Genomic DNA, 24,056 nt, shown 5'->3' on the forward strand with positions numbered 1-24,056 from the left:
TGTCCCGGCCCGGCCGGGACACGGAACGTGCGAGGTCAGGAACCGATCGCCTCGATGGACCTCAGGAGCTCGGCCCGCAGATCGTCGTTGACCGGGGTGGAATCGGTCTCGGCGGAGGCCTCCTCCTGACCCTCGGGGCTCACCACGTACCGCAGGAACGCCTTGACCCGGTCGGCCTCGCCCTCGTCCGGGTAGTCCCGGCAGACCGTCTCGTAGCTGACCAGGACCAACGGGTAGCTTCCCGCCTCGGTGGTCCCGTAGTCCAGGTCCAGGGCCAGGTCGAACTCGCTGGTGTTGTCCTCGCGGCGCGGGGAGTCGGCCACGACCTTGGCCGCCGCCTCGGGCGAGATCGGCACGAACTCGTCGCCCACGCCGATGTTCGCCGCCGGCAGTCCGTGCAGGTGCGACATCTCCACGTAGCCGATGGCGCCGTCGGCCCGGGAGACCGTGTCGGCGATACCACTGTTGCCCTGGGCGGACTCGCGCGGCGTGATGGGCCACTGGCCGCCCGGCTCGTGCGGCCAGGAATCCGGCGCGGCCTGCGACAGGTAGTTCGTGAAGTTCTCCGTGGTACCGGAGTCGTCGGCCCTCGTCACCTGGGTGATCGCCAGGTCGGGCAGGTCCAGGTCCGGGTTGTCCGCCGCGATGGCCGGGTCGTTCCAGCGGGTGATGTCCTGGTCGAAGATCCGGGCGACCGTGTCCGGCGACAGGTCGAGCGAGTCGACGCCCTCCAGGTTGAACACCACGGCGATGGCCACCACGTAGGTGGGCAGGTTGATGGTGTCGGAACCGCCGCACCGTTCCATGGCGTCGGCGTTCTCCTCCGGGTCCAGGGCCGCGTCGGTCCCGGCGAAGGACACCGCGCCGTCGATGAACTGGTTACGGCCGCCGCCGGAGCCGATCGAGTCGTAGTAGATGCGCGCGTCCTCGCAGGCCGACTGGAAGCCCGCGATCCACGTCGTCATCGCGTTCTCCTGGGCGCTGGAACCCGAACCGTGCAGGCTGCCCGAGAAGCACTCCAGATCGTCGGGGACGGCGGGAGCCGCGCCCTGGACGGCGTCGTCGCTGCCGCAGGCGGTCGTCGCCAGCATCAGCCCGGCCAGCGCGGCCGAAGCGACGCCCCTGGAGGCGTGGGCCCGGCGCCGGGGGTCGTCCTGGGTACGGGTGCGCTTGTTGGACGGGAGCACGCTGCCTCTATCCCCTTCGTCGGTGTCGGTGGTCCTCATTGTCTTCACCGTTCGCAGCCGGTCACCGGCGCGTTGTCGCTGGTAATGGAACACCGCCGAAGAATTTAACCATTGTCCGACCACCTTCCCCAACGCGGGTGTGTGCCGAACCGGACGTATCCGTGGCGCCTTGGGGGACTGTGGATGGACAAAAGGTGAACAAGGGGTTTTCGGGCGGTGAAAGTTGGCGGGATCGGAACGTTTCATGCCGTTCCGACACCCTTGTGACCAGCGTCGATCCCGGGCGCATGACACGCCCGGGGCAGGGGCAGTGAACTCTGTGATGAGCGAGCACAGAACGTCCCCGAACGGTCCGGCGACCCCGACGTCGACCTACCGCGTGCAGTTGAACCAGGGCCTGACCCTGGCCGACGCGACCGCCCTCCTGGAACACCTGGAACGGCTCGGCGTGGGAGCCGTCTACCTCTCGCCGGTGCTCACCGCGACCCCCGGATCCGACCACGGCTACGACGTGGTCGATCCCACACGGGTCTCCTCCGTCCTGGGCGGTCGAAAGGCCCTCGTCGAACTCTCCGAACGAGCCCACGCCCTCGGCCTCTCCGTGGTCGTCGACATCGTCCCCAACCACATGTCGGTGGCCCGACCCGACGCCGACCCCTGGTGGTGGGACGTCCTGGAGCACGGACGCGACTCCGTCCACGCGCGCTGCTTCGACATCGACTTCGACGCGGGCCCGATCCCCATCCCGGTCCTGGCCGACGACGGGGACGGCGGGCGCGCCGCGCTCGAGGGGCTCACCATCGCGGACGGTCACCTCGTCCACTTCGACCTGCGCCTTCCCCTGGCCCCGGGCACCCACTCCCCGGGCGACGACGTCCTCGACGTGCACGAGCGCCAACACTACCGGCTGGTGTCCTGGCGGCGCGGCGACGCCGAACTCACCTACCGCCGCTTCTTCGACGTCGACCACCTCGCCGCCGTCAGGGTCGAGGACCCGGCCGTCTTCGACGCCTCCCACGCCGAGATCCTGAGCTGGGGGCGGGAGGGGGTCGTCGACGGACTGCGCGTGGACCACGTCGACGGACTCAGCGACCCCGGAGGCTACCTGCGCCGCCTCTCCGAACGCTTCGACGGGTGGATCGTCGTGGAGAAGATCCTCGCCCCCGACGAGACCCTCCCCTCCTCCTGGCCGGTCGCCGGCACCACCGGTTACGACGCCCTGCGCGAGATCTGCGGGGTGTTCGTCGACCCCGAGGCCGAGCCCGCGCTCACCGCACTGGCCCGCGAACACGGGGTGGCCACCGACGTCGCCGAGATCGACCTGAGGGCTCGGGGCCACGCCGCCGCCGACCTCCTGCGCGCCGAGGTACGCAGGATCGCCGCGCTCGTCCCGCCCCACGACGACGGGGCGAACGACCCCTGGACCACAGAGGAGGCCGTGGCCGAGCTCCTGTGCTCCTTCGACGTGTACCGCTCCTACCTGCCCGAGGCCGAACCCGCCTGGACCAGGGCCGTGGGGGTCGCCGTCGAACGCCGCCCCGACCTGCAACCCGTCCTCAAGACCATCGACCTCTCCGTCCGCGAGGAACCCCACGGCGAACTCGCCCGCCGGATCCAACAGACCAGCGGCATGGTCGTGGCCATGGGCACCGAGAACACCGCCTTCTACCGGGGCACCCGTTTCATCGCCCTCAACGAGGTCGGCGGGGACCCCGCCTCGTTCGGGAGCACCGTCGCCGAACTCCACACCGCGCAACTGCGCAGGGAGGCCTCCGAACCGCACACCATGACCACCCTGTCCACCCACGACACCAAACGCTCCGAGGACGTGCGCGCCCGCCTGGCCGTCCTGTCCGAGATCCCCGACGACCTCGCCGACGCGGTACGCCGCTGGAGCGCCCGCGAACCCCTGCCCGAACCCGCCCTCGACCTGCTCGGCTGGCAGACCCTCCTGGGCGCCTGGCCCATCGAGGACGAACGCCTGGTCTCCTACCTGATCAAGGCGGCCCGCGAGGCCCGTCTGGGCACCTCCTGGACCGGACCCGACCCCGAGTTCGAGGACCGGATCCGCTCCTGGCCCGCACGACTGCGCGCCGACGCCGAGCTGTACACCGAGGTCGAGGCCATGGCCGACACCCTCAAGGCGCCCGGCTGGAGCAACTCCCTGGGGCAGAAGGCCGTGCAGCTCCTGGGCCCCGGCGTCCCCGACCTCTACCAGGGCACCGAACTGTGGGACCTGTCCCTGGTGGACCCCGACAACCGACGGCCCGTCGACCACGAGGAACGGGCGCGATGGCTCGCCCGGATCGAGGCCGGGCTGCGCCCGCCGGTGGACGAGACCGGCGCCGCCAAACTCCACCTGGTCCGCACCTGCCTGCGCGCCCGCCGCGATCTGGAACCCACCGGCTACCTGCCATTGATCGCCGAGGGCCACGGGGCCGAACACGCCCTCGCCTTCGCCCGCACCGTGCGAGGCGACCGCCACCACGCCCTGGCGGTGGTCGCCACACGACTGCCCCTGACCCTCGCCGACGCCGGAGGCTGGGGGGACACCGTGCTGCCGCTGCCCTCGGGACCGGGCACCTGGACCGACCTGATGACCGGCCGCTCCATCGCCCCCGAACGCATGGACGGTCTCACCACCGCCCACCTGGCCGAGGTCCTCGACCGCTATCCGGTGGCCGTCCTGCTCAGGGACTGAACCCCGGTAGGCTTGCCGCGATCATGGCGAACACCCACACCGGACCCCGACCGCGCATGCCCGCGTCCGTGGCCGCGGTCCTGACCTGCCCCGTCTGCGGACTCCCCTTGGAAACGGGGGAGCGCGGCCCGTCCTGCGCGAACGGCCACGGCTTCGACGTGGCCCGCGAGGGGTACGTCGGGCTGCTCACCGGCCGCACGCCGCCCGGCTCCGGAGACGACAAGGCGATGGTCGCCGACCGGCTGAGCTTCCAGTCCGGCGGTCACTACGACCCCATCGGTCACGCGCTCGCCCGCGCCCTCGACGAGGAGCTCACCGTCGACGAACCCCTGGTCGTCGACGTGGGAGGCGGTACCGGCCACTACCTGACCCTGATCCTCGACGCGTCGCCGCGCATGGTCGGCCTCACCACCGACGTGTCCAAGTTCGCCGCGCGCAAGGCCGCCAAGGCGCACGAGCGCTCCGGTGCGATCACCGCCGACTCCTGGCGTCCCCTGCCCCTGGCCACCGGCTCCGCCGACGCCCTGATCAACGTGTTCGCGCCCCGTAACGCCGCCGAGTTCCACCGGATCCTGGACCCGGCCGGGGTGCTCCTGGTCGTCACCCCCGAGGCCGACCACCTCACCGAGCTGCGCTCCGCGCTGGGCCTGTTGGATGTGGACCCCCGCAAGGACGAACGGCTGGCCGAGGGGCTGCACGGCCACTTCTCCCCGGAGCGCGCCGAGACCCTGCGCTTCACCATGGACCTGTCCCGCCAGGACGCGCTCACCGTCGTCGGGATGGGCCCCAGCGCCCGTCACATCACCTCCGAACGGCTGGCCGGACTGGTCTCGGGGCTCCCCGAACCCGTACGGGTCACCGCCTCCGTCCGCATCGGCCGCTACCGCCCCCTCCCCGGCACCGAGATCGCCACCGTCGCCGATCGGGGACGCGCCCGGCACGACGGGTGATGGCTCAGAGGGGGTCTTCGAGGGGAGAGACGGCCCGGCGGGTCTCGGAGTAGGCCAGGGCGTCCTCCAACTCGGCCACCGCGAGCCGCACCCGCTCCACCACCGCCGGGTCGACGTACTCGCCCCCCGCGTCCACGCGCGAGCCGGCGCGGGAGACCACCACGCAGTCCACCAGGACGGCGCCCAACAGCGTCAACGTCGGCATGAGCGGAGCGTGGGCGCGCATACCCCCGGCCTGTCCCGGGGAGGCGCTCATCAACAGGGTCGGCCGGCCCATCAGACCGGCGGAACCCACCAGCCAGTCGATGGCGTTCTTGGTGACCCCGGCCGGCCCGTGCGCGTACTCGGGCGTCGCGATCACCACCCCGTCGGCCCGCGCCGCCGCCGCGCGGAACCCCCGCACGGAATCGGGCCAGGACGACTCGTCGTTCTCGACGTCCGGATCGAACAGGGGCAGCCGTCCGGCCAGGTCGGCGCCGATCACCGTGACGTCGGATCCCACCCGGGGCACCAGACGCAGCAGCGCCGCGTTGAACGACCCGCGCCGCAGACTCCCACAGATCCCCAACAGCGTCCGCTCCGCCATACGCCCGTGTCCCCTCGCGCTCGCCGTGTCCGCCGAGACCCTACCCGCGCGGAACCCCCGACACGCCCGGAGCCGACCCTGCTCACCGAGGCGCCGATGCGGCCCCACCCGGGGCGATGTGAGCGCAGCACCCTTCCCACCTGCGACGTTCGGTTCACCCGTCCCTCACGCGGGGTAGACCCACCTGCGTGAACGGACTGGCCACGCAAGCGAACCCGCCCGCCACACCCGGACGCGGAGTCCACGGGGACTTCACCGTCTGGGCCCCCGAGGCCCGACGCGTACGCGTCAGAGTGGGCGGCGTCGACCACCCCATGGAACGCGACGCTCGAGGACGGTGGCACGCCACGGTCGACGGGGCCGGGCCGGGCTCCGACTACGCCTACCTCCTCGACGAGGGGGAGCGGCCCCTGCCCGACCCCCGGTCGCTGAGACAACCCCGCGGGGTGCACTCCGCGAGTCGCGTCTACGACCACGACGAGTTCGTCTGGGCGGACGGCCACTGGACCGGACGGCCGCTGGCCGGGGGCGTCGTCTACGAACTCCACGTGGGCACCTTCACCCCGGAGGGCACCCTCACCGCCGCCGTCGACCGGATCGACCACCTGGTCGAGCTCGGGGTCACCCATGTCGAACTCATGCCGCTCAACGCCTTCGACGGCACCCACGGCTGGGGGTACGACGGCGTCCTGTGGTCCGCGGTGCACGAACCCTACGGCGGCCCCGACGCGCTCAAGGGGTTCGTGGACACCTGCCACCGCCACGGGATCGCCGTCCTGCTCGACGTGGTCTACAACCATCTCGGCCCCTCGGGCGCCTATCTGCCGCGCTTCGGCCCCTACTTCTCCGGCGAGAACGCCTGGGGGCCCTCGCTCAACCTGGACGGACCCCATTCCGACCCGGTCCGCGCCCTGGTGATCGAGGGCGCTCTGGACTGGCTGCGCCACTACCACCTGGACGGTCTGCGGCTGGACGCCGTGCACGCCCTGCGCGACGACCGGGCCGTCCCGATCCTGGCCGAACTCTCCGCCGAGGTCGACGCCCTGGCCACGGGGCTCGGCCGCCCGCTGTCGCTGATCGCCGAATCCGATCGCAACGATCCGTGCACCGTCCTGCCCCGGGAGGCGGGTGGGATGGGCATGACCGCCCAGTGGTCCGACGACCTGCACCACGCCCTGCACGTCGCCCTGACCGGGGAGAAGCACGGCTACTACGCCGACTTCGCCGGACCCCGGGTGCTCGCAGACGTCCTGCGCAGGGTGTTCCTGCACGACGGCGGGCCCTCCTCGTTCCGGGGACGTCGGCACGGGGCTCCGGTCGACACCCACCTGATCCCCGGCCACCGTTTTCTCGGCTACCTCTCCACCCACGACCAGATCGGCAATCGGGCCCGGGGAGACCGTATGGGCGAACACCTCTCGCCCGGCCTCCTGACCTGCGGCGCGGCCATCGTGTTCTGTTCCCCCTACACCCCGATGATCTTCATGGGGGAGGAGTGGGGCGCCACCACACCCTGGCCGTTCTTCGCATCCTTCACCGACCCGGACCTGGTCGAAGGGGTGCGCACGGGTCGCCGCCGCGAGTTCGCCGCCCTGGGGTGGGACGAGGAGGAGATCCCCGACCCGATGGACCCGGCCACCCGTGACGCGGCGGTCCTGGACTGGTCCGAGGCCGACCGGGAGGCGGGCCGACTGATCCTGGACACCTACCGTTCCCTGATCGCCCTGCGGCGGGCCGAACCCGAGCTGAGCGACCCCCGCCTGGACCGCTTCCGAGTCGACGCGGACCGGGAGGGCCGGCGATTGGTCCTGACCCGTGGTTCGCTCCGGGTGGTCTGCAACCTCTCCGAGGAACAGACCGTGGTGGAGCTGGACGCCGCCCCTCGGGAACTGTTGCTGGCCAACGGGTACCCGAGGATCGACGGGGCCGCCCTGGACGTGCCGGGCGAGTTCTTCGCGATCGTGCGCGTCTGACCCGGGTGGGCGGGGTCCGCTCACCCGGATCAGCAGCCCCCGCCCCCACCGTCTCCGCCACCTCCACCGTCACCGGCGCCTCCGTCGGAGCAGTCGGCGGAGTAATCGTCTCCGCCGATGGACCAGCCTCCTCCTCCACCACCGGCTTCGCCCCCGCTCGAGGCGAAGGCCCCGTCTCCACGGCGCGGATCCCTCCGATAACCCTCGGGGTTCTCACGAGAGGAGCCGATACCGATGATGATGAGGACGAGGACGCTGGGAACGATGATGAGGAAGAAGATGAGGGAGGCTGTCGTAGCGTCAGAATCGCTCGCGGCGAGGGCGGTCCGGGCGAGCTCGGGGGTGTCGATCGTCATACCGGTGTGATCCCGCCGTGCCCACGACGGTTCGCGGCCCGCCCCGGCCCGTTCCGGTCAGGGACCGGACCAGGGCCACCCACCGGTCGGGGGCGACCAGACCCACCGGGGCGGACGGATCCACCCCCGCCTCCCGAAGGGCCGACGCGACCCGCCGCGCGGGATAGGCGCGACGCAACGACGCCGACAGGGAACCGCCCACCCCTCCGAAACCGATCTCGACCAGACGGCGGTACTCCCGCAGGTCCTCCCTGGGCAGCAGCGGCTCCTCCCTGCGGCGCAGCACGAGCACACCGGCGTCCACGCGTGGCACCGGCCGGAACCTCTCCCGGCCGATCCTGCCTTCCAGGGACCACGACCACTCGGGCCAGGCCAGCACGGTCAGAAGGGTCCACCGGCCGTACGCCCCGGTGCGTTTGCGCGCGTACTCCCACTGGGTGATGAACGTGGCCGAGGTCAGACCGGGCGCGTTCAGGCACCAGCGGACGATGTCGGCGGTACGGGAGTAGGGGATGTTGCCGACCACCGAGAAGGGGGAGCGGGGCGGGCGCGCCCGGGTGAAGTCCCCGCGTACGATCCGGACGTCTGGGGCGCGCTCCCGGTAGCGCTCGGTCAGCCGGGCGGCCAGGGTCGGGTCGATCTCGTAGGCGATCACCCGACCCGCCTCACGCACGAGGAAACGGGTCAGCGCGCCGTCTCCGGGGCCCACCTCCACGACGGTGGAGTCGGGGGCCGGTCGGGCGATGCGCACCACCCGGCGGGCGGTGGCCGGATCGGTGAGGAAGTTCTGGGACAGTCGCCGCCGATCGTCGTTCGAGCGACGCGGACGACGAGGATCGTGGGAGTGGTGGGCTCGACGAGGGGAGCGTGCCATGCGCGGTCCGTTCCGCCACCGTGGTCGGTGGCCGACGAGGACGACGGCACGACGGAACCCACGCCCGGCACGGGCGTGTCACAGGATCTGTACGGGGTCCACCGGCCGTACGTCCGAAGAGAAGAGGGACGTCGGCTGGGCCTGGACCGGCGCATGGTCGTATCGAGACAGGGGACCCCCTTGGCACCGCCGACGTCGCGCACGATGAGAACGCGGAAACGGCGGTGCCCTCAGAGGGGTCCGATCACCGGTCCGGCAGAGCGGACCGGAGCCGTGCGTGGGCGACCGCGGGCCAGGCCTGCGCGCCCCTGAAGATCGCTTGGAATGCTCCCATGGACATCACCCTAGAGGCGACGGCGAAGAGAGGGCAACGGGTTTTCCGGCGCCCCGGGGCGAGGGGAAAAGGGGTGGCGTCGACCGTCGTGACCCGGGGATACTCGCCCCCATGGCCGATTTCTCGCTCTTCGATACCCGCGACTACCGGACCGTCGACGTGGCCACCGGATACGACGGTTGGTCGGCGACCTACGAGGACTCCGTCCCCGACGCCATGGACCTGGCGCTGCTCGACGGGCTCGCCGTTCCCGACTGGGGCGGGGTGGAGCGCGCCGCCGACCTGGGCTGCGGGACCGGCAGGACCGGGACCTGGCTGCGCGAACACGGTGTGGGGCACGTGGACGGGGTGGACCTGAGCACCGGGATGCTCGCCCTGGCCGAGAAACGTGGAGCCCACGACTCCCTCACCCGGGGGGACGTGCGCTCCACCGGGCTGCCGGAGGAGGGGTACGACCTGGTGATCTCCTCGCTCATCGACGAGCACCTGCCCGACCTCGACCCGTACTACGCCGAGGCCCGCAGACTCACCGCGCCCGGCGGACACTGCGTCCTGGTCGCCTACCACCCGCAGTTCATGATGGTCTCCGGCATGCCCACCCACTTCACCGACGACTCCGGCGAGGACGTCGCCATCGCCACCCACGTCCACCTGATCGGCGACCACGTACGCGCGGCCCTGGCCCACGGGTGGCGTCTGGAGGAGATGTCGGAGGCGGTCGTGGACGACGCGTGGGTGAGCGTCAAACCCAAGTGGGAGAGGTTTCGCGGCCATCCCGTCTCCATGGCCCTGGTCTGGTCCCGGGCCGACTGAACCCCGACCGCTCCGAGCCGGAACGCGGCCGCCCGACCGCCGGGATCGACGGTCGGGCGGCCGGGCCGATCGAGCGGGGGCGCCCCCGCCCCCTCAGCCCTGAAGGTAGATGTAGACGAGCAGCGCCACCACGGCCAGCATCGCCAGGACGGCGAAGGCGATCTTGACCGCGGAGTAGGGGCGTTCGCCCTGGACCTCGCCGGTCTGCCCGTTGATGACCATCTGGTAGCTCTTACCGCCGTGCAGATAGGCCCCGGCCCACACCGGCAACAGCATGAGCTTGCCGGTGACGTCGGAGTAACGGGTGGAGACCGAGTGCACCCGCTGCTCGTCCCCTCCGATGTCGCGACGGCAGTCCTTGTCGATCTGCTTCGCCATGATGCCCTTGGCCCGGTCCAGCCCCTCCTCGGGCTCCATGTCGTAGCGCAGGGCCTCGTGCCCGGCCAGGTAGGCGTGGGTGAAGGGACGCGCCTGTTTCAGGTCCCACGGCTCCAAGGCGGTCACGCGTTCGGGGGAGAGCCTGGTGGTGGCGTTCACCAGCACGTCGTCGAAGTCCCGGGAGACCCGGCCGCTCGCCGGATACCACCGGGTCTTGCGCACCTGCCGGGTCTTGGTGACCGTCTTGCCGTTCTCCTGGGTCGTGTAGGTCTCGGTGACGTAGTAGTACTCCCCGCGTTGGCCCTTGTAGTCCGACGCGGTCGCCGCGTCGAAGGTCCAGTGCGGCAGATAGGTGCTCTTGAGCCGCTCGGCCTCGCCCACCTTCTTGAGACTGTTGGGGGCGAACCATCGTGTCCTCGTCCACGAGGCCAGCGCACCTCGGGCACCGGAGCGGTCCACCGCGAAGGGCAGCACCGCCTCGGGGGGTACGACGTCCTCGGAAGCCGGGTCGATGACCAGAGGAGAGGCGCAGAACTGGCAGTTGTGGGCGAGCTGGTCGCTCTGTAGATGCGCCCCACAGCCCTGGCAGACGAGCTCGTGCGGCACCAGGTCGGCCATCGGGGTACGCCGGAAGAGGTCCTGGACCTTGTGCTCCCGGATCCGCCGCTCGGGGGCGGCCACCTCGTCGGTGTGCCCGCAGTAGGGGCAGAGCATCCTCTCGGTGCCGGGGGCGAACTCCAGTCTCGCCCCGCATCCTCCACAGGGGAAGACACGAGGGCCCTCCGGTGGCGTGGTCGTGTTCTCGGTCATGGTGGTCCTCGGGGGGATCGTTCGAAGCGGCGAGGGTCAGGCGGGGGGCATGGGCGGAGGGGTGTGCGCGAAGAGATCCGCCAGCTCGGGCACCTCTCCCGCCGGGGCCCACTGGGGCATGCCGTTCCGCCAGACCAGGCTCTGTCGGGTCAGGGTGCCTTCGGAGGCCAGCCGGACCAGGCCGCCTCGGTCGAGGGGCCCCTGCTGCTGTCCGTTCACACCGACGTGCCACTGCTCCTGCGGGGGCAGGGGAGGCGGCGCGGCCGCGGCCGGCGGCTGCTGCTGTGCGGGGGCGGGCTGCTGCGGAGCAGCTCCGGGGACCTGGTTCTGCTGCGCCATCTGCTGGGCCATGCCCAGGCCCATCCCCATCCCCATGGCCTCGCCCATGCCGCCGCCCTCGGTCCCGGCGGCCTTCTCCATGGCGTTGGCGGCCTGGAACCTGCCGTAGCGGTCCATGTCGCCGATGATGCCCATCTGGGTGCGCTTGTCCAGCGCCTTCTCCACCTCGGGGGGAAGGGAGATGTTCTCGATGTTGAAGTTCGGGATCTCCAGGCCGACCGAGGCCATGTCCCGGCTGAGCCGGCCCGCGAGGTCACGGCCGAGATCGTCCTGGTGGCTCGCCAGGTCGAGCACCGGGATGTCCTTGGCAGCCGTGGCCAGGGCGTTCCCCAGCCGGCTGACGACCATCTGCCGGAGGTAGTTCTCCACCTCCTCGGTGCGGAACTGCGGGTCGGTGCCCACCAGTTCGGTGAGGAACAGCGGCGGGTCCACCACCCGGGCGCTGAAACCACCGAAGGCGCGCACCCGCACGGCGCCGAACTCGGGGTCGCGCAGCATCACCGGGTTCTTGGTGCCCCACTTGAAGTCGGTGAACTGCCGAACGTTGACGAAGTACACCTCGGCCTTGAAGGGCGAGGAGAAACCGTGCTTCCACCCCTTGAGGGTGCTCAGGATGGGGATGTTCTTGGTCTCCAGGGTGTACGTGCCCGGAGCGAAGACGTCGGCGATGCGCCCCTCGTTGACGAAGACGGTGATCTGCGACTCGCGCACGACCAGCTTCGCGCCCATCTTGATCTCGTTGTCGTAGCGGGGGAAACGCCAGACGATGGTGTCCCGACTGTCGTCGGTCCACTCGATGATGTCGATGAGCTCGCCTTTGAGCGCGTCGAAGAAACTCAAGTTCTACTCCCAATGTGTCGATACCGCCTTGTCATTCGACGTGGCGGAGCCGGGACCTGTTGCCCTTCGCGGATAACGAAGCGGATAACGAATGGGCCGACGGGTCTGGTGTGCGTCTCGCCCCGCGGCGGTCAGGGAGCGTCGGTGAGCGTCCGGATCCAGGCCTCCCGGTGGCGGGCGATGTGGTCGGCGGCGGCGCCCCAATGGTCGGTGTGCCCCTCGGCGTGCAGTCGTGCCCAGGGCATACGTCCGGTCCGGGCACCCTCCTCCAGTACGTCGAACATGGCGCGCACCCGGCGCAGGGCGGCGTCGGGCAGCTCCCGCCGTTGCCGAACGTCGCAGCCGTACCCCTCGGCCAGGGCGCGGAGCCGCCGCCCGTCGATCCCGGGGTCGCCGCCCGCGTGCAAGGGGACGAACCCATGGGCGGCGTACCCCAGGTCCCCCATCCGGCTTCCGGGCGCGGCGCCGTCCCAGTCGATGAGGCACCAGGGCTCCTCATCGCCGTCTCGGGGTGTCTCGGAACGGACCAGGTTCCACGGGGCGAGGTCGTTGTGGCAGACGACCTCGGGCTTCTCCGGCGGGAAGAGCGGATCCCACACCGGTTCTCGCGGGGGCCGGAAGTCGAGGGTGAGGTCGTGCAGCCGCCGGATCATCGCGCCCAGACGGTGGAGCTCCTCCTCGGTCATCGGGGCGGCCCGATCGGCCATGACGCCGGGCACGAACTCCAGGCTCTGCCGCCCCAGGGCATCGCGCCCATAGGCCTCGGGCACCTCGGCGCGGCCGTGTCGGCGCAGGTGACGCAGGAGTTCGGCCACGGTGGAGGAGGAGCGCAGCCAGGGCTTGCGCACGGTGCGCCCCACGCGCAGCACGGTCTCGGAGACGTTGCCGCCCTCCAGGACCTCGACGTCGTTCTCAGGGGAGGGAAGACCCTCGAATGGACTCATAGGACCCATCCTCGGTGGCGGACCGGCCCCGGGCCATCGGATTTCCCCGGATCAGGCCCCTCAGAAGAACTGCCAGGGCCCCTTGGGCGGGCGCTGTCCGACACCCGGCTCCGACCAGTCGCACACCCCTTCGGAGAAGATCTCCCGAGCACGCTCGGTCTGCCCCTCGTCGAACTCCACGGGCTGTTCCGCCTCGTCGAACGGGGTCAGCCGGCACTTGAGCACGTCCGAGGCGAGCGGACCGCCCGCCGCGGTCCTCGGCGAACCGTACACGGGGAAGGCGTCCGCGCAGCGGTCGCCCTCGCCCGGCCCGGCCGTCGTCTGTGGGGCGACCACGCGTTCCCCTTCGATCCAGCACGCGTCGGTGAGCCAGTCCGGCCGGGTCCGTTCCAGGTGTTCGATCGGCTCGCCGCCGGGGCGGGCGCGGGAGCTCTGCGCGGCGGCGGTCACCCAGGCGTCCAGCTCGGTCAGGGCCCGTCCGGCCACCGGCTGGTCGGCCCCGAACACGCCGGGGCGGTGGCGTTCCACCAGCATCACCTGGTTGGCGTCGGTGCCGTTGGCCGCCCGCAGCCGTTCCCGTGTGGAGAAGGAGTGGTAGCGCATGTGGATGTCCCCGCCGGAGGCGTCGTTCTGGTAGGGGCGGTGGTCCACGATCGGGATGTCGGCCAGCCCGCCGCCCCCGTGCAGCAGGCGACCGCTGTCGTAGGCGGCCTCGACGGCCTCCACGTCGCCCTCGGTACGTTCGGCCACGATCCGACCGTCCGTGTCGAAACCGCCGATGTGCTCGTTCAGGTCCAGGAACTCGTCCACGTCGATGACACCCTCGGCCAAGGCGGACAGCCCGTAGCGGACCCCCACGTTGTCCAACGGACGGCGGGGGAGACCGGTGTCGGGGTCGACCCCGTAGACGTTGACGGTGTGCGAGTACAGATCGCAGCGGGCCCCGTCCGGACGATCCCGCGGATGGTAGCGCTCCGATTCGGGCAGCGCGTCCGGACACACCCCGCGAGGGTCGATCCGGGCGGCGGCGTCGGCCATCGCGCCGATCCCCTCCCAGTGGCCGAACCCGGAGACGGCGCGCTGCTGTTCACGGGTGAGCGCGTCGGGACGGGCCTCGGAGTAGGCGCGCAGGAGGGCCGCGTCGGTCGCGGCGGGCACGGTCGCCGACGCCACGTCCGGATAGCTCTGCGAGACGACGATCCCGTCCAACAGCCCCGGCTGGTTGTCGGTGATCTGGTGGGCCTGATAGGCCCCGCCGGAGTGCCCCCAGCCCAGGGTGTGGTCCGGAACCCCCAGGGTGAGCGAGAACCTTTCCTTGACGGCGTTCGCGGTCTCGGCGGCGAGCAGGTCGTTGCAGTTGTTGCCGAACACGTTGAGCGAGGCCGACGCGACCGCGTATCCCCGGGAGAGCATGCCGTGGTCCACCACCCCGGCCGTCCGGTCGCCCTGGACGTACCAGCCACCGGGGCAGCCGCCGCCGAACTTGTACACCAGGCGCCGATTCCACCCGTCGGGGGAGGTCCACGGATCGGGTTCGGGCTCACGGGGGTCGTGCAGGACGGCCGTCTCGTAGACGGAACGGTTGACCGTGCCGGTCTCCACCCGCACCACGTAGGGGACCCTGGCCCCGGTGGAGGTGGTCGTCTCGGCCACGTCGGTGGGGATCCGGCCGCCCTGCGGCAGCGGCGCGAAGTCGCCCCCGAGGGTCCGGTACACGTAGCCGACCCGGGTCCGGACCGAACAATCCTCGTCCAGCGGGGCGCCCAGCCGGCCGCCCCAGGCGAGTTCGAAGTCCTCGGTCCCGCAGACGAAGGGGCTCTGATGCGGTCCGGAGAACACCGGGCCGGTGAGCGGGTGTCCGGTCACGGTGAGCCGTGCGGGTTCGGGAGGGGCCGCGGGGGTGCGGGCCTCGTCCGGGTTCGCGGAACCGTCGTCCTCGATCGAGGCCACCAGGGTGCTCCGCCCCTCGGGGACCCCGGTGACCAGGCCCTCCACCACCTGTCCGACGCCGGGGAGATGGACCGGACGCAGCATGTCCGTGACGTCGCGCCCCTCCACCTCCAGCCGGATCGCGTCGGGCGGATAGGGGCGTGGCGGCCGCACCCGGACCAGCACGGTGTCGCCCATGACGGTGTCCGGGCGTGAGGAGAGCACGTCGATCCTCGGCCGGTCGGGGCGCGTCTCCTCCACCGGAAGCGAGGGCGCGGCGGAGGGGGAGACGCTCCGAGCGGTGGCCCGGTCCGGAAGCGTGCTGCCGGAGAGGACGAACAGGGTCGAGACGAAGGCCGCCCCCAGGCCGAGGGCCACCCGCCTTCCGGCCGGCCTCACCGAGGACGACCAGGGTGGGAGAGCCGTTCCCGACCGGGGACACGGCGAGGTCGGAGGCCGATCTGACCACGGGCGCACAAGGGGATGATCTCCGCACGGCGGCGCGCGGGGAGGGGAACACACCGGGGCTGAGACGGGCTTTGCACTCCCATATCGCCACCGATACCCCGAACCGGTGGAGAACGAACGGGGAATCGGTGGCCGGTCCGTTCACCGGCCACCGACGGTCGCATCGTCCCGCGGAGAGGCCCCGCTCAGGAGCGGTGGATCTCCCTGCCGCTCACCCTTCCGGGGACGATCTTCAGGATCTGATCGCGCGGCCCCTTCGCCCAGGGGAGGGACAGCCGATTCATCGGGATCCGATCCAGTTCGCCGCTGTCCCGGATCCATCGGCAACGTCCGGAGCACAGCACACTCCAGCCCTCACGGCGCTCCTCGTCGAGATGGTCGACCTGGAAGGCCGCGTAGCCTCGCGCGTAGCGCATGATGGTCCCGGCCAACGTGGAACGGAAGACGATGGTGTCGTCGATCAGCGCGTAGTTGACGGGCAACACGGTCGGAGCCGCGTCACCCTCGATGGTGAAGGCGACACGCCCGATACTGCGTTTGCCCAGCAGGTTGAAACAGGTCTGTCGAGCCAGAACGGTGAAACCGGACTGTTCCTCATCGACGAGATCGGCACCGAGCAGGAGTTGTTCGCTCTCCTTGAGTCGTTCGGTGCCGGAGAATCCCTCGACAGCCTCTCGTTGCTCCGGAGGAGAGGTGGCCTCCGTGGCCACGTCCCGCTCTCCGGTGGACGCGTCGGCGCCGCTCGTTCCAGACATCACAGGCCCCCCGAATCCGGTGCCCTCTTCTTCTCGTACCGCCATGATCGTCGGACACGGCCTCGTGAACGTGGGGCCGCGAGTCCCCGATCCACGGCAAAGGTCCTCTCTTGTGCGCACTACCCGGAGGGACGCATGCCTCAAACAAAAAGGGACGTTCGCCCCCTCCTGGAGGCACCCGCTCTGACTAGGGTGGATATGCCCGATCCGAGCCCGGGTGCGAAGGCGAACGCACGCTCCCTCCCGGCCGGCACACCAGCATGGGTCCCGGACCCGTACGCCGGGGCGGCACCGCCCCAGGCCCCCAGTACCGAGGAGGTGCGCGCCCGATGAGCGGCGACACGACGATCCGGGTGTTCCTGGTGGACGATCACGAGATCGTTCGACGGGGAGTGGGATCGCTCCTGGACGACGAGGAGGGCATCGAGGTGGTCGGCGAGGCCGGTACCGCGGCCCAGGCCCTGGCCCGAGTGCCCGCGCTCGAACCCGACGTCGTCGTCCTCGACGTACGGCTCCCCGACGGCGACGGGGTCACCGTCTGCCGGGACATCCGTTCGATGCTCCCCGAGACCCGCATGCTCATGCTCACCTCCTACTCCGACGACGAGGCCCTCTACGGGGCGGTCATGGCCGGGGCCTCCGGCTACATCCTCAAGCAGATCCACGGCACCGACCTGGTGGGCGCCGTCCGGACCGTCGCCGAGGGGCGCTCCCTGCTCGACCCCGAGTCCACCACCCGTATGCTCCAACGCCTGCGCGAGGAGGCCGGACGCAAGGACCCGCTGGGGGAGCTCACCGACCAGGAACGCCGCGTTCTGGAGCTCATCGGAGAAGGGCTCACCAACCGGGAGATCGGTGCCAGGATGTACCTGGCGGAGAAGACCGTGAAGAACTATGTGTCCCGGGTCCTGGCCAAGCTCGGCATGGCCCGGCGTACCCAGGCCGCCGCCTACGCGGTACGCCTGTCCATGGACCCGACCGCCTGACCCCGGGGAACGAGGGGCCTGCACGCGCCGACGGGCGCGGGCCGGCCCCTTCTCACGTCCCCTACCCCTCCTCGAAGCGCGCGGGCGCGGTCCACTCCACCACCGTGCCCTCGCCGGGACCGGAGACCACGCTCATCGACCCTCCCAGCTCCTCGGCCCGCGAGGCGAGGTTGTTCAACCCGCTGCGGGAGACGCCCTCGGGGACACCGCGACCGTCGTCGGTCACCCGGAGCGTGACCTCGTCGTCGGCCACGGACAGCTCCACGTCCACCGAACCGGCCCCCGCGTGGCGGGCCACGTTGGACAGGGCCTCGCGCAGTACCGCCACCAGATGTCCGCCCACCCGCTCGTCGACCGCGTTGTCGACCGGCCCCTGGGTGAGCAGCCGGGGCGCGAACCCCAGGGTCTCCGAAGCGGCGTTGACCAGCTCCAACACCTGGGAACGCAGCCACGAGGAACCGTGCTCGGCCGGGCTCTGGAGGGCGAAGATCGTGGACCGGATCTGTCGGATGGTGTCGTCCAGGTCGTCCACCGCGTTCCGGACCCGCTCGGCGGAGGTCCCGTCGTCGATCCGGCGCACCGTCCCCATCAGGGTGATGGCGGTGGCGTACAGCCGCTGGATGACCGTGTCGTGCAGGTCCCGGGCGATCCGATCCCGGTCCTCCAGCACGCTCAACCGTTCCGAGTCCAGCCGCGCCTCGGCCAACTCCAGGGCGACCGCCGCCTGGTCCGCGAACGAGGACAGCATGTTCGGCCAGCCGTTCTGGAACTCCTCGGCCCCCTGGAAACGGGCGAGGACGAGCACGCCCCGGGCGCCGTCGGGAGGCCCGAAGGGCAGGATCAGCACCGGGCCCACCCCCATCCGGGTCAGGAAGTCGACCCCCTCGTACCCGCCGGAGGACACGTCCGTCCGCAGCGGCCCCCCGGGCAGATAGGCCCGCCCCAGCAGGGTCTCGGGGGCCCGGGACAGCGTGACCCCACGGGTCTCGGCGGTGAGGGGCCCGCAACGCTCGGCGGGGCCGTCCCAGACCCGGACGGTGAGGGTCTCCGGCTCCTCCCCGGGCATGGCGATCACCGCGACGTCGGCCTGCGCCATCACCCGGGCCCGCCGGGCCACCAGCCGCAGGACCTCCTCGGGCGCGGCACCGGACAGCAGACGCGTCGTGATCTCTCCCGAGGCGTCCAGCCAGGTCTCCCTGCTCTGCGTCTGGGCGAACAGCTGGGCGTTCTCGATCGCGGTGCCCGCCGCCGTGGCCAGGGCGCGCAGGAGCAGCTCGTCGTCGCCGGTGAACTCGGCGCCGTCGATCTTGTCGGTCATGTACAGGTTGCCGAACACCTGGTCGCGGATGCGGATGGGCACCCCGAGGAAGGTGTGCATCGGCGGATGCCCCTGCGGGAAGCCTCGCGACTCGGGATGGTCGCGCACGTCCCTCAACCGCAGGGGCTCGGGCCGCTTGATGAGCAGACCGAGGACGCCCTCGCCCTTGGGCCAGTGCTCGATCCGGGCGATCTCCTCCGGCTCCAGTCCCACCGGGATGAACCGGCTCATCTCGCCGTCGGGCCCGATCACCCCGAGCGCCCCGTAGCGCGCGTTGACCAGACGGGTGGCGGTCTCGGTGATCCGCAGCAGGAGCGGTTCCAGCTCCAGGCCCTCGCCGATCGAGACGACCGCCTCCAACAGGGTGCGGATGCGCTCCTGGGTCTGGGAGATCTCGCTCATCCGGGAGCGGACCTCGTCGAGCAGATCGTCCAGGCGCACCTGGGGCAGCGACATACGGTCGGGTCCACGCCGGTCGTCGTGGCCACCGTCTGTCTCGCGCATGGGGGACTCTCTCCTGCTGTCGTCCAAGGATCCGGGAATGAGTCTATGACCGGTTCCTCCCGCTTCGACGCCGACTCGGCTCTGACCGTGAGTCCCGGATCACCCCGTCCGACCAGGCCCTTTCCCGAGCTGCCGCGCAGTGGGAGGCAAGGGACCAAGGCCCTCCGGAAAGAGGCCCTTCGCCCTCGAGGGCTCACCGGTCAGTAGGACCACTTCCATTTCCATCTGTCCTGTGGTCCCTTCTTGACCAGGAGGGGTAGACGTTCGTGCACCACGCGGGAGGTCGCCCCGACCCCTTCGGCGCCGATGACCGTGCGGCGTTCGGACTTGGCGATCTCGATGGTGAGACCTTCGACCCCGGCCAGTTCGGTCAGATCCACGGGTCCTTCGCCGTGCACACGTATGATCTCCAAGTTCGGCATATCACGCAGCCACACGGGAAGACGCGCGGTCTCTCTGTAATGAGTCACCTCCAAGCGGCGTACCGAGGGCAGGGAGAGCAGGGTCTTTATGGTCCGTTCGGTACCGAGGTGTTTCCGACTCAACTGAAGGTTCTCCAGGAGAGGAAGCTCCTTCAGCGGTGTCAGGTCGAGAGTGTGATCGACACTTCCGTAACAGGAGAAATGAGTGAGTGAGGCCTCCTGAGAGGTCAGGCCCTCGATGCTCCGCAGAGAGGGGCAGTGAACGAGCATCAACCTGCCGACTCCGCCGGGGATCGAGGTCAGGCGGCTCAGATCGTCGAGCCGTTCGTGATATCGAAAACGGAGCTCCGTCAACCGGTGAGAGGGCAGGACATGGCCCAACGGTGCCCGGGGCAGCCGTTCGTCGAACACCACTGTTTCAAGGGACGTGAGGTCACCGAGGAGTTCGATGTCCTCGATGAGGTCCGGGCGGTTGAGCGAGAGATCGGTCAGTGGGCTGTCCTTCAGGGCGGTGAGACTCGACGTGGTAGCGAACAGTGAGAGGGAGAAGCTGTAGAGCGAGTCCATACCGCGCAGAGGGGCGAGGTCGATACCGGTCCAGTGCTCCCCCGGGGCGGCCTGAAGAACGAGGGAGGACAGCTTCGGTGCGCGCGCGAGTGCCTTGATCGTGTCGTCGCCACGCCCCCGGATGAAGTGACGACGGATCCCAGGGGCGCGGTCGATCGCGAGGTCGAGGTGTTCGACCTGGATCGGGAAGGCGTACAGGTACGTCTCGATGGTGTCTTCCAGAAGTACCTCGGCCAGCTCCGGTATGGGGTTGTGCTCCCAGGCGTTCTGCGCGGCGAGGAAGACCCCATGACTACGGAACGGCAGTGCCCGTTCGATGATGGGGATCGAGTCCGGGCCGCCGATGAGCGAGGCGGTATCGATCACCTTGGCGGCCTGTCTGGCGTTCTTCGGCGGCGCCTCGGCCAGGAGCGGAAGTACCGATTCGCCCACCAGGGTCAGCGCGTGGACGTGTTCCTTCGTCCTCGGCGGCAGGATGCTCCGGACCTTCTCCTCGACCTCCTCCCGGAGCCGCCGCGCCAGTTGAGGCGAGGTCTCCAGGCAGGCGAAGGCCGCCAACAGCATCCGGTCGCGGTGGCTCTTGACCCGGTCGGCCCGCTCCAGCAGCCCGGCCACCAGCTCCTCGCGCTGGGCGGGCGAGGCGTGGCCCGCGGCCATGACCAGCACCTCGTGCCACTGGTCGTCGTGTGCGTGCCGGACCAGCAGCGGCAGGCTGTCCTCCTCCACGAAGGCCTTGGCGGCCAGATACTCCTCGAAGGTGCGGTGCAGGAAGCTCACCCGATCGACCGCGGGGCTCTGCAACAGGCCGCTGCGGACGAGGAGATGGCCGAAGACCTCCTCGGGTTCCTCGGCGATGTGGTGCATGCTCGCCAGGGCACGGGCGATCTGTCTGTGCGCCGTGGCGATCGGGGCGTCCGAGCTGCCGTTGACGATCAGCCACCGGGCCAGCTCCTGCAACAGCAGCACCAGTTCCCGCCGGGACAGGTCCACCCCGGGCACGCCCCGCTGGTGGTCGCGCTCCTTGAGCAGCATCGTCAGCGCCGCCTCGTACACCTCCATCCGGTCCCGGGGCAGCGAGGTGTGCCGGTCGCGGTGGAGCGCGCACAACAGGGCGCACAGCAGCGGGGTCGAGGCGATGGATCTCAGGTGGCCGCGTCCCAGTACCTTGCGGGTCAGCTCGGTCTCGTACCGGGCGAGCAGCGCGCGTTCGGCCTCCTCGGCGACCTCGCCGCGCACCGCCTCGTGCCAGTGGTGGACGAAGGACCGTACGTCCTCGTCGGTGAGCGGCTGGAGTTCGGCGTTCACGAACCCGTCCGTCTCCAACCAGGTCTCCGAGGCCGCCCCGGGACGGGTGGTGACCACGTAGCGGCAGTCGGGGAAGTCGGCGATCAGCCCCTGGAGCCACCGGCGGGCCGCCTCGCGTTCGCCTCCGGGGAGCTCGTCCACCCCGTCCACCAGGACGACCCCGAGTCCCCGGGACAGGACCTCGGTGGCCCACCCCTCGGGCGCCTGGTCGGCCAGGTGGCGGCCGGTGTGCCGGACCAGATCGGCGGGTTCGGGCAGAGGCGCGCCCACGTACTCTCGCAGCGGCACGAGGAAGGGCACGAGCCCGTTCCAGGAGGACAGCGGGTCGGGGAAGTCGCCCTGGCCGGCCCGTACCCCCACCCAGCGCAGGAGCGTGGTCTTACCGGAGCCGGCCGGGCCGCGCAGGAAGGTCCGTCGGTGCCGGGCCAGGACCTGTTCCACCCGCAGGTCGCCGGTGGGGAAGAGGGGCTCGCGGTCGAAGAGGCCCTCGAGGTCCCCCTCCCGCCACTCCCCGGCGACCCTGAGGCTCAGGTAGGCGGTGCTCAGCGGATAACGACGGGTCCCCGCCTCGGTGCCGAACAGCTCCAGCACGTCCCAGCGTTCGGCGGCCTTGCGCCGGTAGGCGGTCAGGAAGGCCGCCTCGGCGTCCCGCTCCCGGCCGGCGCGCACCTCCTCACGGGGGATCCGGTCCAGCAGCTCCTCCAGATGGTCAAGGACGAGCCTCTCCCGCCGGAGCAGCTCGGTGAAGGCGCCGGCCTGGAAACGGGGCAGCGTCGTCAGGGTGGCCATCACGTAGGCGCAGGACTCCGGCAGTACCCGGTCGTACAGGGCCACCGCGACCGCGCTCAGGTCACGGGTGGCGCGGGGGACCTTCGCGCGCAGGTAGCGCTCCAGGTACAGCGGGTCCAGGTCCTGTTCGAAGAGGGTGCGGTCGGTCAGCCCGGCCCGCTCGAAGGTGTCGGCGACGGCCAGGACGGCGGCCTCGCGTTCGTTCTCGGCCAGCCCGCGGAACTCGTGGTCGAGGTAGCCGAGCATCCGCTCGGCGATGCTCTCCTCGATCTCGGCGAATCTGCGCTCCAGTCGGCGCTGTTCCCGTGCGCCGGTGACCTTCTCCCGCACGATGTCGGTGACGGTGGTCGCGGCGCTCTCCGCCAGCGGGTTCCCGATCCAGATTCCGCAGGCGGCCTTGACGACGGCGACACCCACCTTGAGGGCGGCTTCGAACACGAGGTCTCTTTCGGGGGGAGACGACAGGGGGTTCCCCACCCTAGAACGCGAGGGGCCGGTCCGGGCGTCGTCCACAGCCCGGACCGGCCCTTGGCCGAAAACGGCCTCCCGGTCCTCGTCCGCCCCTACAGGTCGGCGGTGTCGAAGGTCGTGTCCGGTTCGGCGGAGAAGCCGTCCGGGCCGCCGAGGTAGAGCGCGTACTCGCCGGAGGCGCCGGGCATGGCCGGGAACACGGTGCTCAGCAGCAGGTCGGCGTAGCCGTCGCCGTCGTAGTCCATCAGCGCGTGGGGGCCGAAGGAGCCGTCCCGGGCGGAGGGCACCGTCAGCGGGTCGGTGCCCGTGCCGCGCAACCCCTCGGGGCCGCCGAGCAGCAGGAAGGCCTCCTCGTAGGAGTAGCCCGGGCCGCTCATCGCCACGACGTCGTCGAAGCCGTCCCCGTCGACGTCGCCGACGAGCAGTTCGCCGCCGAACCCGTCGCCGTCCTCGGCGTCGCCGGGCATGCCCTCGCCGTCACGGTCCAGCCGGATCGGTTCGGCGTCCAGGTAGCCCTCGGAACCCAGGAGGGTGTCCACGTAACCGGGGCGCAGTTCGTCTTCGTAGCCGGGCTCGTTGTTGGGGATCCCGCTGATCCCGATCAGCAGGTCGGCGATGCCGTCTCCGTCGACGTCGCCGGAGGCACGGGTGTGGGAGAGCGGGGTCTCGCCGACCACCTCCTCGGCCGGGCCGTCGGGGCCCGAACGCAGGATCAGGTCGGTGGCCGGGGACTCGTCCCGGCCGCTGATCAGGATGAGGTCCTGATAGGCGTCCCCGTCGGCGTCGAAGGAGGCGAGCTCGGCGTCCCAGGCCTCCTCGGGCAGGGGGAGGTCGCGCGTCTCGGCGGGCTCGCCCTCGGCGTCGAACGGACCGCGGTGGTAGCGGCTCTCCCATTCGTCGATGGGGCTTCCCTGGACCTGGTCCAGGACCGCGACGTCGGTGTGGCCGTCCCCGTCCATGTCGCCCACGGCGAGGGAGACCGCGGCCATGCCGTTCTCGACCCCGGTGGAGAGCCAGGGCAGGGGGATCGCGGGGCCGGTGGGGCCCTCGGGGCCGCCGAGGACCAGGTAGCCGTCGTCGGCCGCCACGATCAGGTCGGTGTGGCCGTCGCCGTCCAGGTCACCGGTCTCCAGGACGGCCTGCGGGGCGGAGGATTCGGGAAGGTCCAGGTCGGCGGCGGTGAGGAGCACCGACCGGTCCGGGGACAGGCCGTCCTCGCCGCCGAGCAGGACGCCCACGTAGGGTTCCCCGTCCTCGGGGTCGCCCAGGACACCGCTGATCGGCAGGTCGCCGTAGCCGTCCCCGTCGACGTCGATGGGGACGGGGGCGGCCTCCCCGTTGGCGGGCCGGGCGTCGGAGAGGTCGGTGGTGGCTCCGCAACCGGCGGCCGTGATCATGGCGACGGCCAGGAGCGGGGGAAGGGCGATCCGATACTTCATTGCACGTCTTCCTGACGA

The 24,056-nt window shown here is 70.8% G+C and carries 17 protein-coding genes; 5 read left to right on the forward strand and 12 right to left on the reverse strand.

Translation table 11 applies throughout. The features are described 5' to 3' along the window. Window positions 1-35: 35 nt before the first annotated feature. Window positions 36-1,226, reverse strand: coding sequence for a phosphate ABC transporter substrate-binding protein PstS (gene pstS / locus D451_RS0113065; protein WP_017534752.1), 1,191 nt, complete (start codon window positions 1,224-1,226; stop codon window positions 36-38). Window positions 1,227-1,509: 283 nt separating this feature from the next. Between pstS and treY the strand changes: the two genes are divergently transcribed. Both treY and D451_RS0113075 read left to right on the forward strand, forming a co-directional pair. Beyond that, window positions 1,510-3,888: a malto-oligosyltrehalose synthase gene (gene treY / locus D451_RS0113070; protein WP_026125033.1), complete on the forward strand. Its 2,379-nt coding sequence runs from the start codon at window positions 1,510-1,512 to the stop codon at window positions 3,886-3,888. A gap of 23 nt (window positions 3,889-3,911) precedes the next feature. After that, a complete protein-coding gene (locus D451_RS0113075; protein WP_017534754.1) occupies window positions 3,912-4,838 on the forward strand; it encodes a putative RNA methyltransferase in 927 nt (308 codons plus the stop codon). Between the two features lie 4 nt (window positions 4,839-4,842). Here D451_RS0113075 and D451_RS0113080 read toward each other — a convergent pair whose 3' ends face one another. Continuing rightward, complete coding sequence (locus tag D451_RS0113080) at window positions 4,843-5,424, reverse strand: NADPH-dependent FMN reductase (protein ID WP_017534755.1); 582 nt, start codon at window positions 5,422-5,424, stop codon at window positions 4,843-4,845. A 188-nt stretch (window positions 5,425-5,612) separates the two neighbouring features. Between D451_RS0113080 and treZ the strand changes: the two genes are divergently transcribed. After that, window positions 5,613-7,397: a malto-oligosyltrehalose trehalohydrolase gene (treZ, locus tag D451_RS0113085; protein WP_017534756.1), complete on the forward strand. Its 1,785-nt coding sequence runs from the start codon at window positions 5,613-5,615 to the stop codon at window positions 7,395-7,397. A gap of 29 nt (window positions 7,398-7,426) precedes the next feature. Here treZ and D451_RS28410 read toward each other — a convergent pair whose 3' ends face one another. Beyond that, complete coding sequence (locus tag D451_RS28410) at window positions 7,427-7,753, reverse strand: hypothetical protein (protein ID WP_017534757.1); 327 nt, start codon at window positions 7,751-7,753, stop codon at window positions 7,427-7,429. Beyond that, a complete protein-coding gene (gene erm / locus D451_RS0113095; protein WP_017534758.1) occupies window positions 7,698-8,627 on the reverse strand; it encodes an ErmE/ErmH/ErmO/ErmR family 23S rRNA (adenine(2058)-N(6))-methyltransferase in 930 nt (309 codons plus the stop codon). The genes D451_RS28410 and erm overlap by 56 nt, the downstream gene beginning before the upstream one ends. A gap of 445 nt (window positions 8,628-9,072) precedes the next feature. On the opposite strand from erm, the gene D451_RS0113100 reads away from it, so the two are divergent. Next, complete coding sequence (locus D451_RS0113100; protein WP_017534759.1) at window positions 9,073-9,774, forward strand: class I SAM-dependent DNA methyltransferase; 702 nt, start codon at window positions 9,073-9,075, stop codon at window positions 9,772-9,774. 93 nt (window positions 9,775-9,867) lie between these two features. Here the strand turns inward: D451_RS0113100 and D451_RS0113105 are convergent, their stop codons facing one another. The 5 genes from D451_RS0113105 to D451_RS0113125 form a co-directional block, all read right to left on the reverse strand. Then, on the reverse strand, window positions 9,868-10,962 hold the full coding sequence (locus D451_RS0113105) for a hypothetical protein (RefSeq protein ID WP_014912326.1): 1,095 nt from the start codon (window positions 10,960-10,962) through the stop codon (window positions 9,868-9,870). A 36-nt stretch (window positions 10,963-10,998) separates the two neighbouring features. Further along, entirely contained in the window at window positions 10,999-12,141 is a 1,143-nt protein-coding gene (locus tag D451_RS0113110; protein WP_017534760.1) for an SPFH domain-containing protein, read from the reverse strand. Between the two features lie 131 nt (window positions 12,142-12,272). Continuing rightward, window positions 12,273-13,085: a phosphotransferase enzyme family protein gene (locus D451_RS0113115; protein WP_017534761.1), complete on the reverse strand. Its 813-nt coding sequence runs from the start codon at window positions 13,083-13,085 to the stop codon at window positions 12,273-12,275. A gap of 60 nt (window positions 13,086-13,145) precedes the next feature. Beyond that, window positions 13,146-15,392: a DUF6351 family protein gene (locus D451_RS0113120; protein WP_017534762.1), complete on the reverse strand. Its 2,247-nt coding sequence runs from the start codon at window positions 15,390-15,392 to the stop codon at window positions 13,146-13,148. Window positions 15,393-15,667: 275 nt separating this feature from the next. After that, entirely contained in the window at window positions 15,668-16,237 is a 570-nt protein-coding gene (locus D451_RS0113125) for a pyridoxamine 5'-phosphate oxidase family protein (RefSeq protein WP_026125034.1), read from the reverse strand. A 329-nt stretch (window positions 16,238-16,566) separates the two neighbouring features. Here D451_RS0113125 and D451_RS0113130 point away from each other — a divergent pair, with 329 nt between their 5' ends. Continuing rightward, entirely contained in the window at window positions 16,567-17,223 is a 657-nt protein-coding gene (locus D451_RS0113130) for a response regulator (protein WP_014913594.1), read from the forward strand. Between the two features lie 61 nt (window positions 17,224-17,284). On the opposite strand, the gene D451_RS0113135 is transcribed toward D451_RS0113130, so the two are convergent. The 3 genes from D451_RS0113135 to D451_RS0113145 form a co-directional block, all read right to left on the reverse strand. Further along, a complete protein-coding gene (locus D451_RS0113135; protein WP_017534764.1) occupies window positions 17,285-19,045 on the reverse strand; it encodes a GAF domain-containing sensor histidine kinase in 1,761 nt (586 codons plus the stop codon). Window positions 19,046-19,245: 200 nt separating this feature from the next. Further along, the gene (locus D451_RS0113140) at window positions 19,246-22,566 is read right to left on the reverse strand and encodes an NACHT domain-containing protein (RefSeq protein WP_017534765.1); all 3,321 of its coding nucleotides are present in this window, start codon (window positions 22,564-22,566) and stop codon (window positions 19,246-19,248) included. 125 nt (window positions 22,567-22,691) lie between these two features. After that, window positions 22,692-24,038 (reverse strand): FG-GAP repeat domain-containing protein, encoded by a 1,347-nt coding sequence (locus D451_RS0113145; RefSeq protein WP_017534766.1) that lies wholly within the window; start codon window positions 24,036-24,038, stop codon window positions 22,692-22,694. Window positions 24,039-24,056 lie beyond the last annotated feature (18 nt).

It is taken from the genome of Nocardiopsis alba DSM 43377, from assembly GCF_000341225.1.
Taxonomy (GTDB): domain Bacteria; phylum Actinomycetota; class Actinomycetes; order Streptosporangiales; family Streptosporangiaceae; genus Nocardiopsis; species Nocardiopsis alba.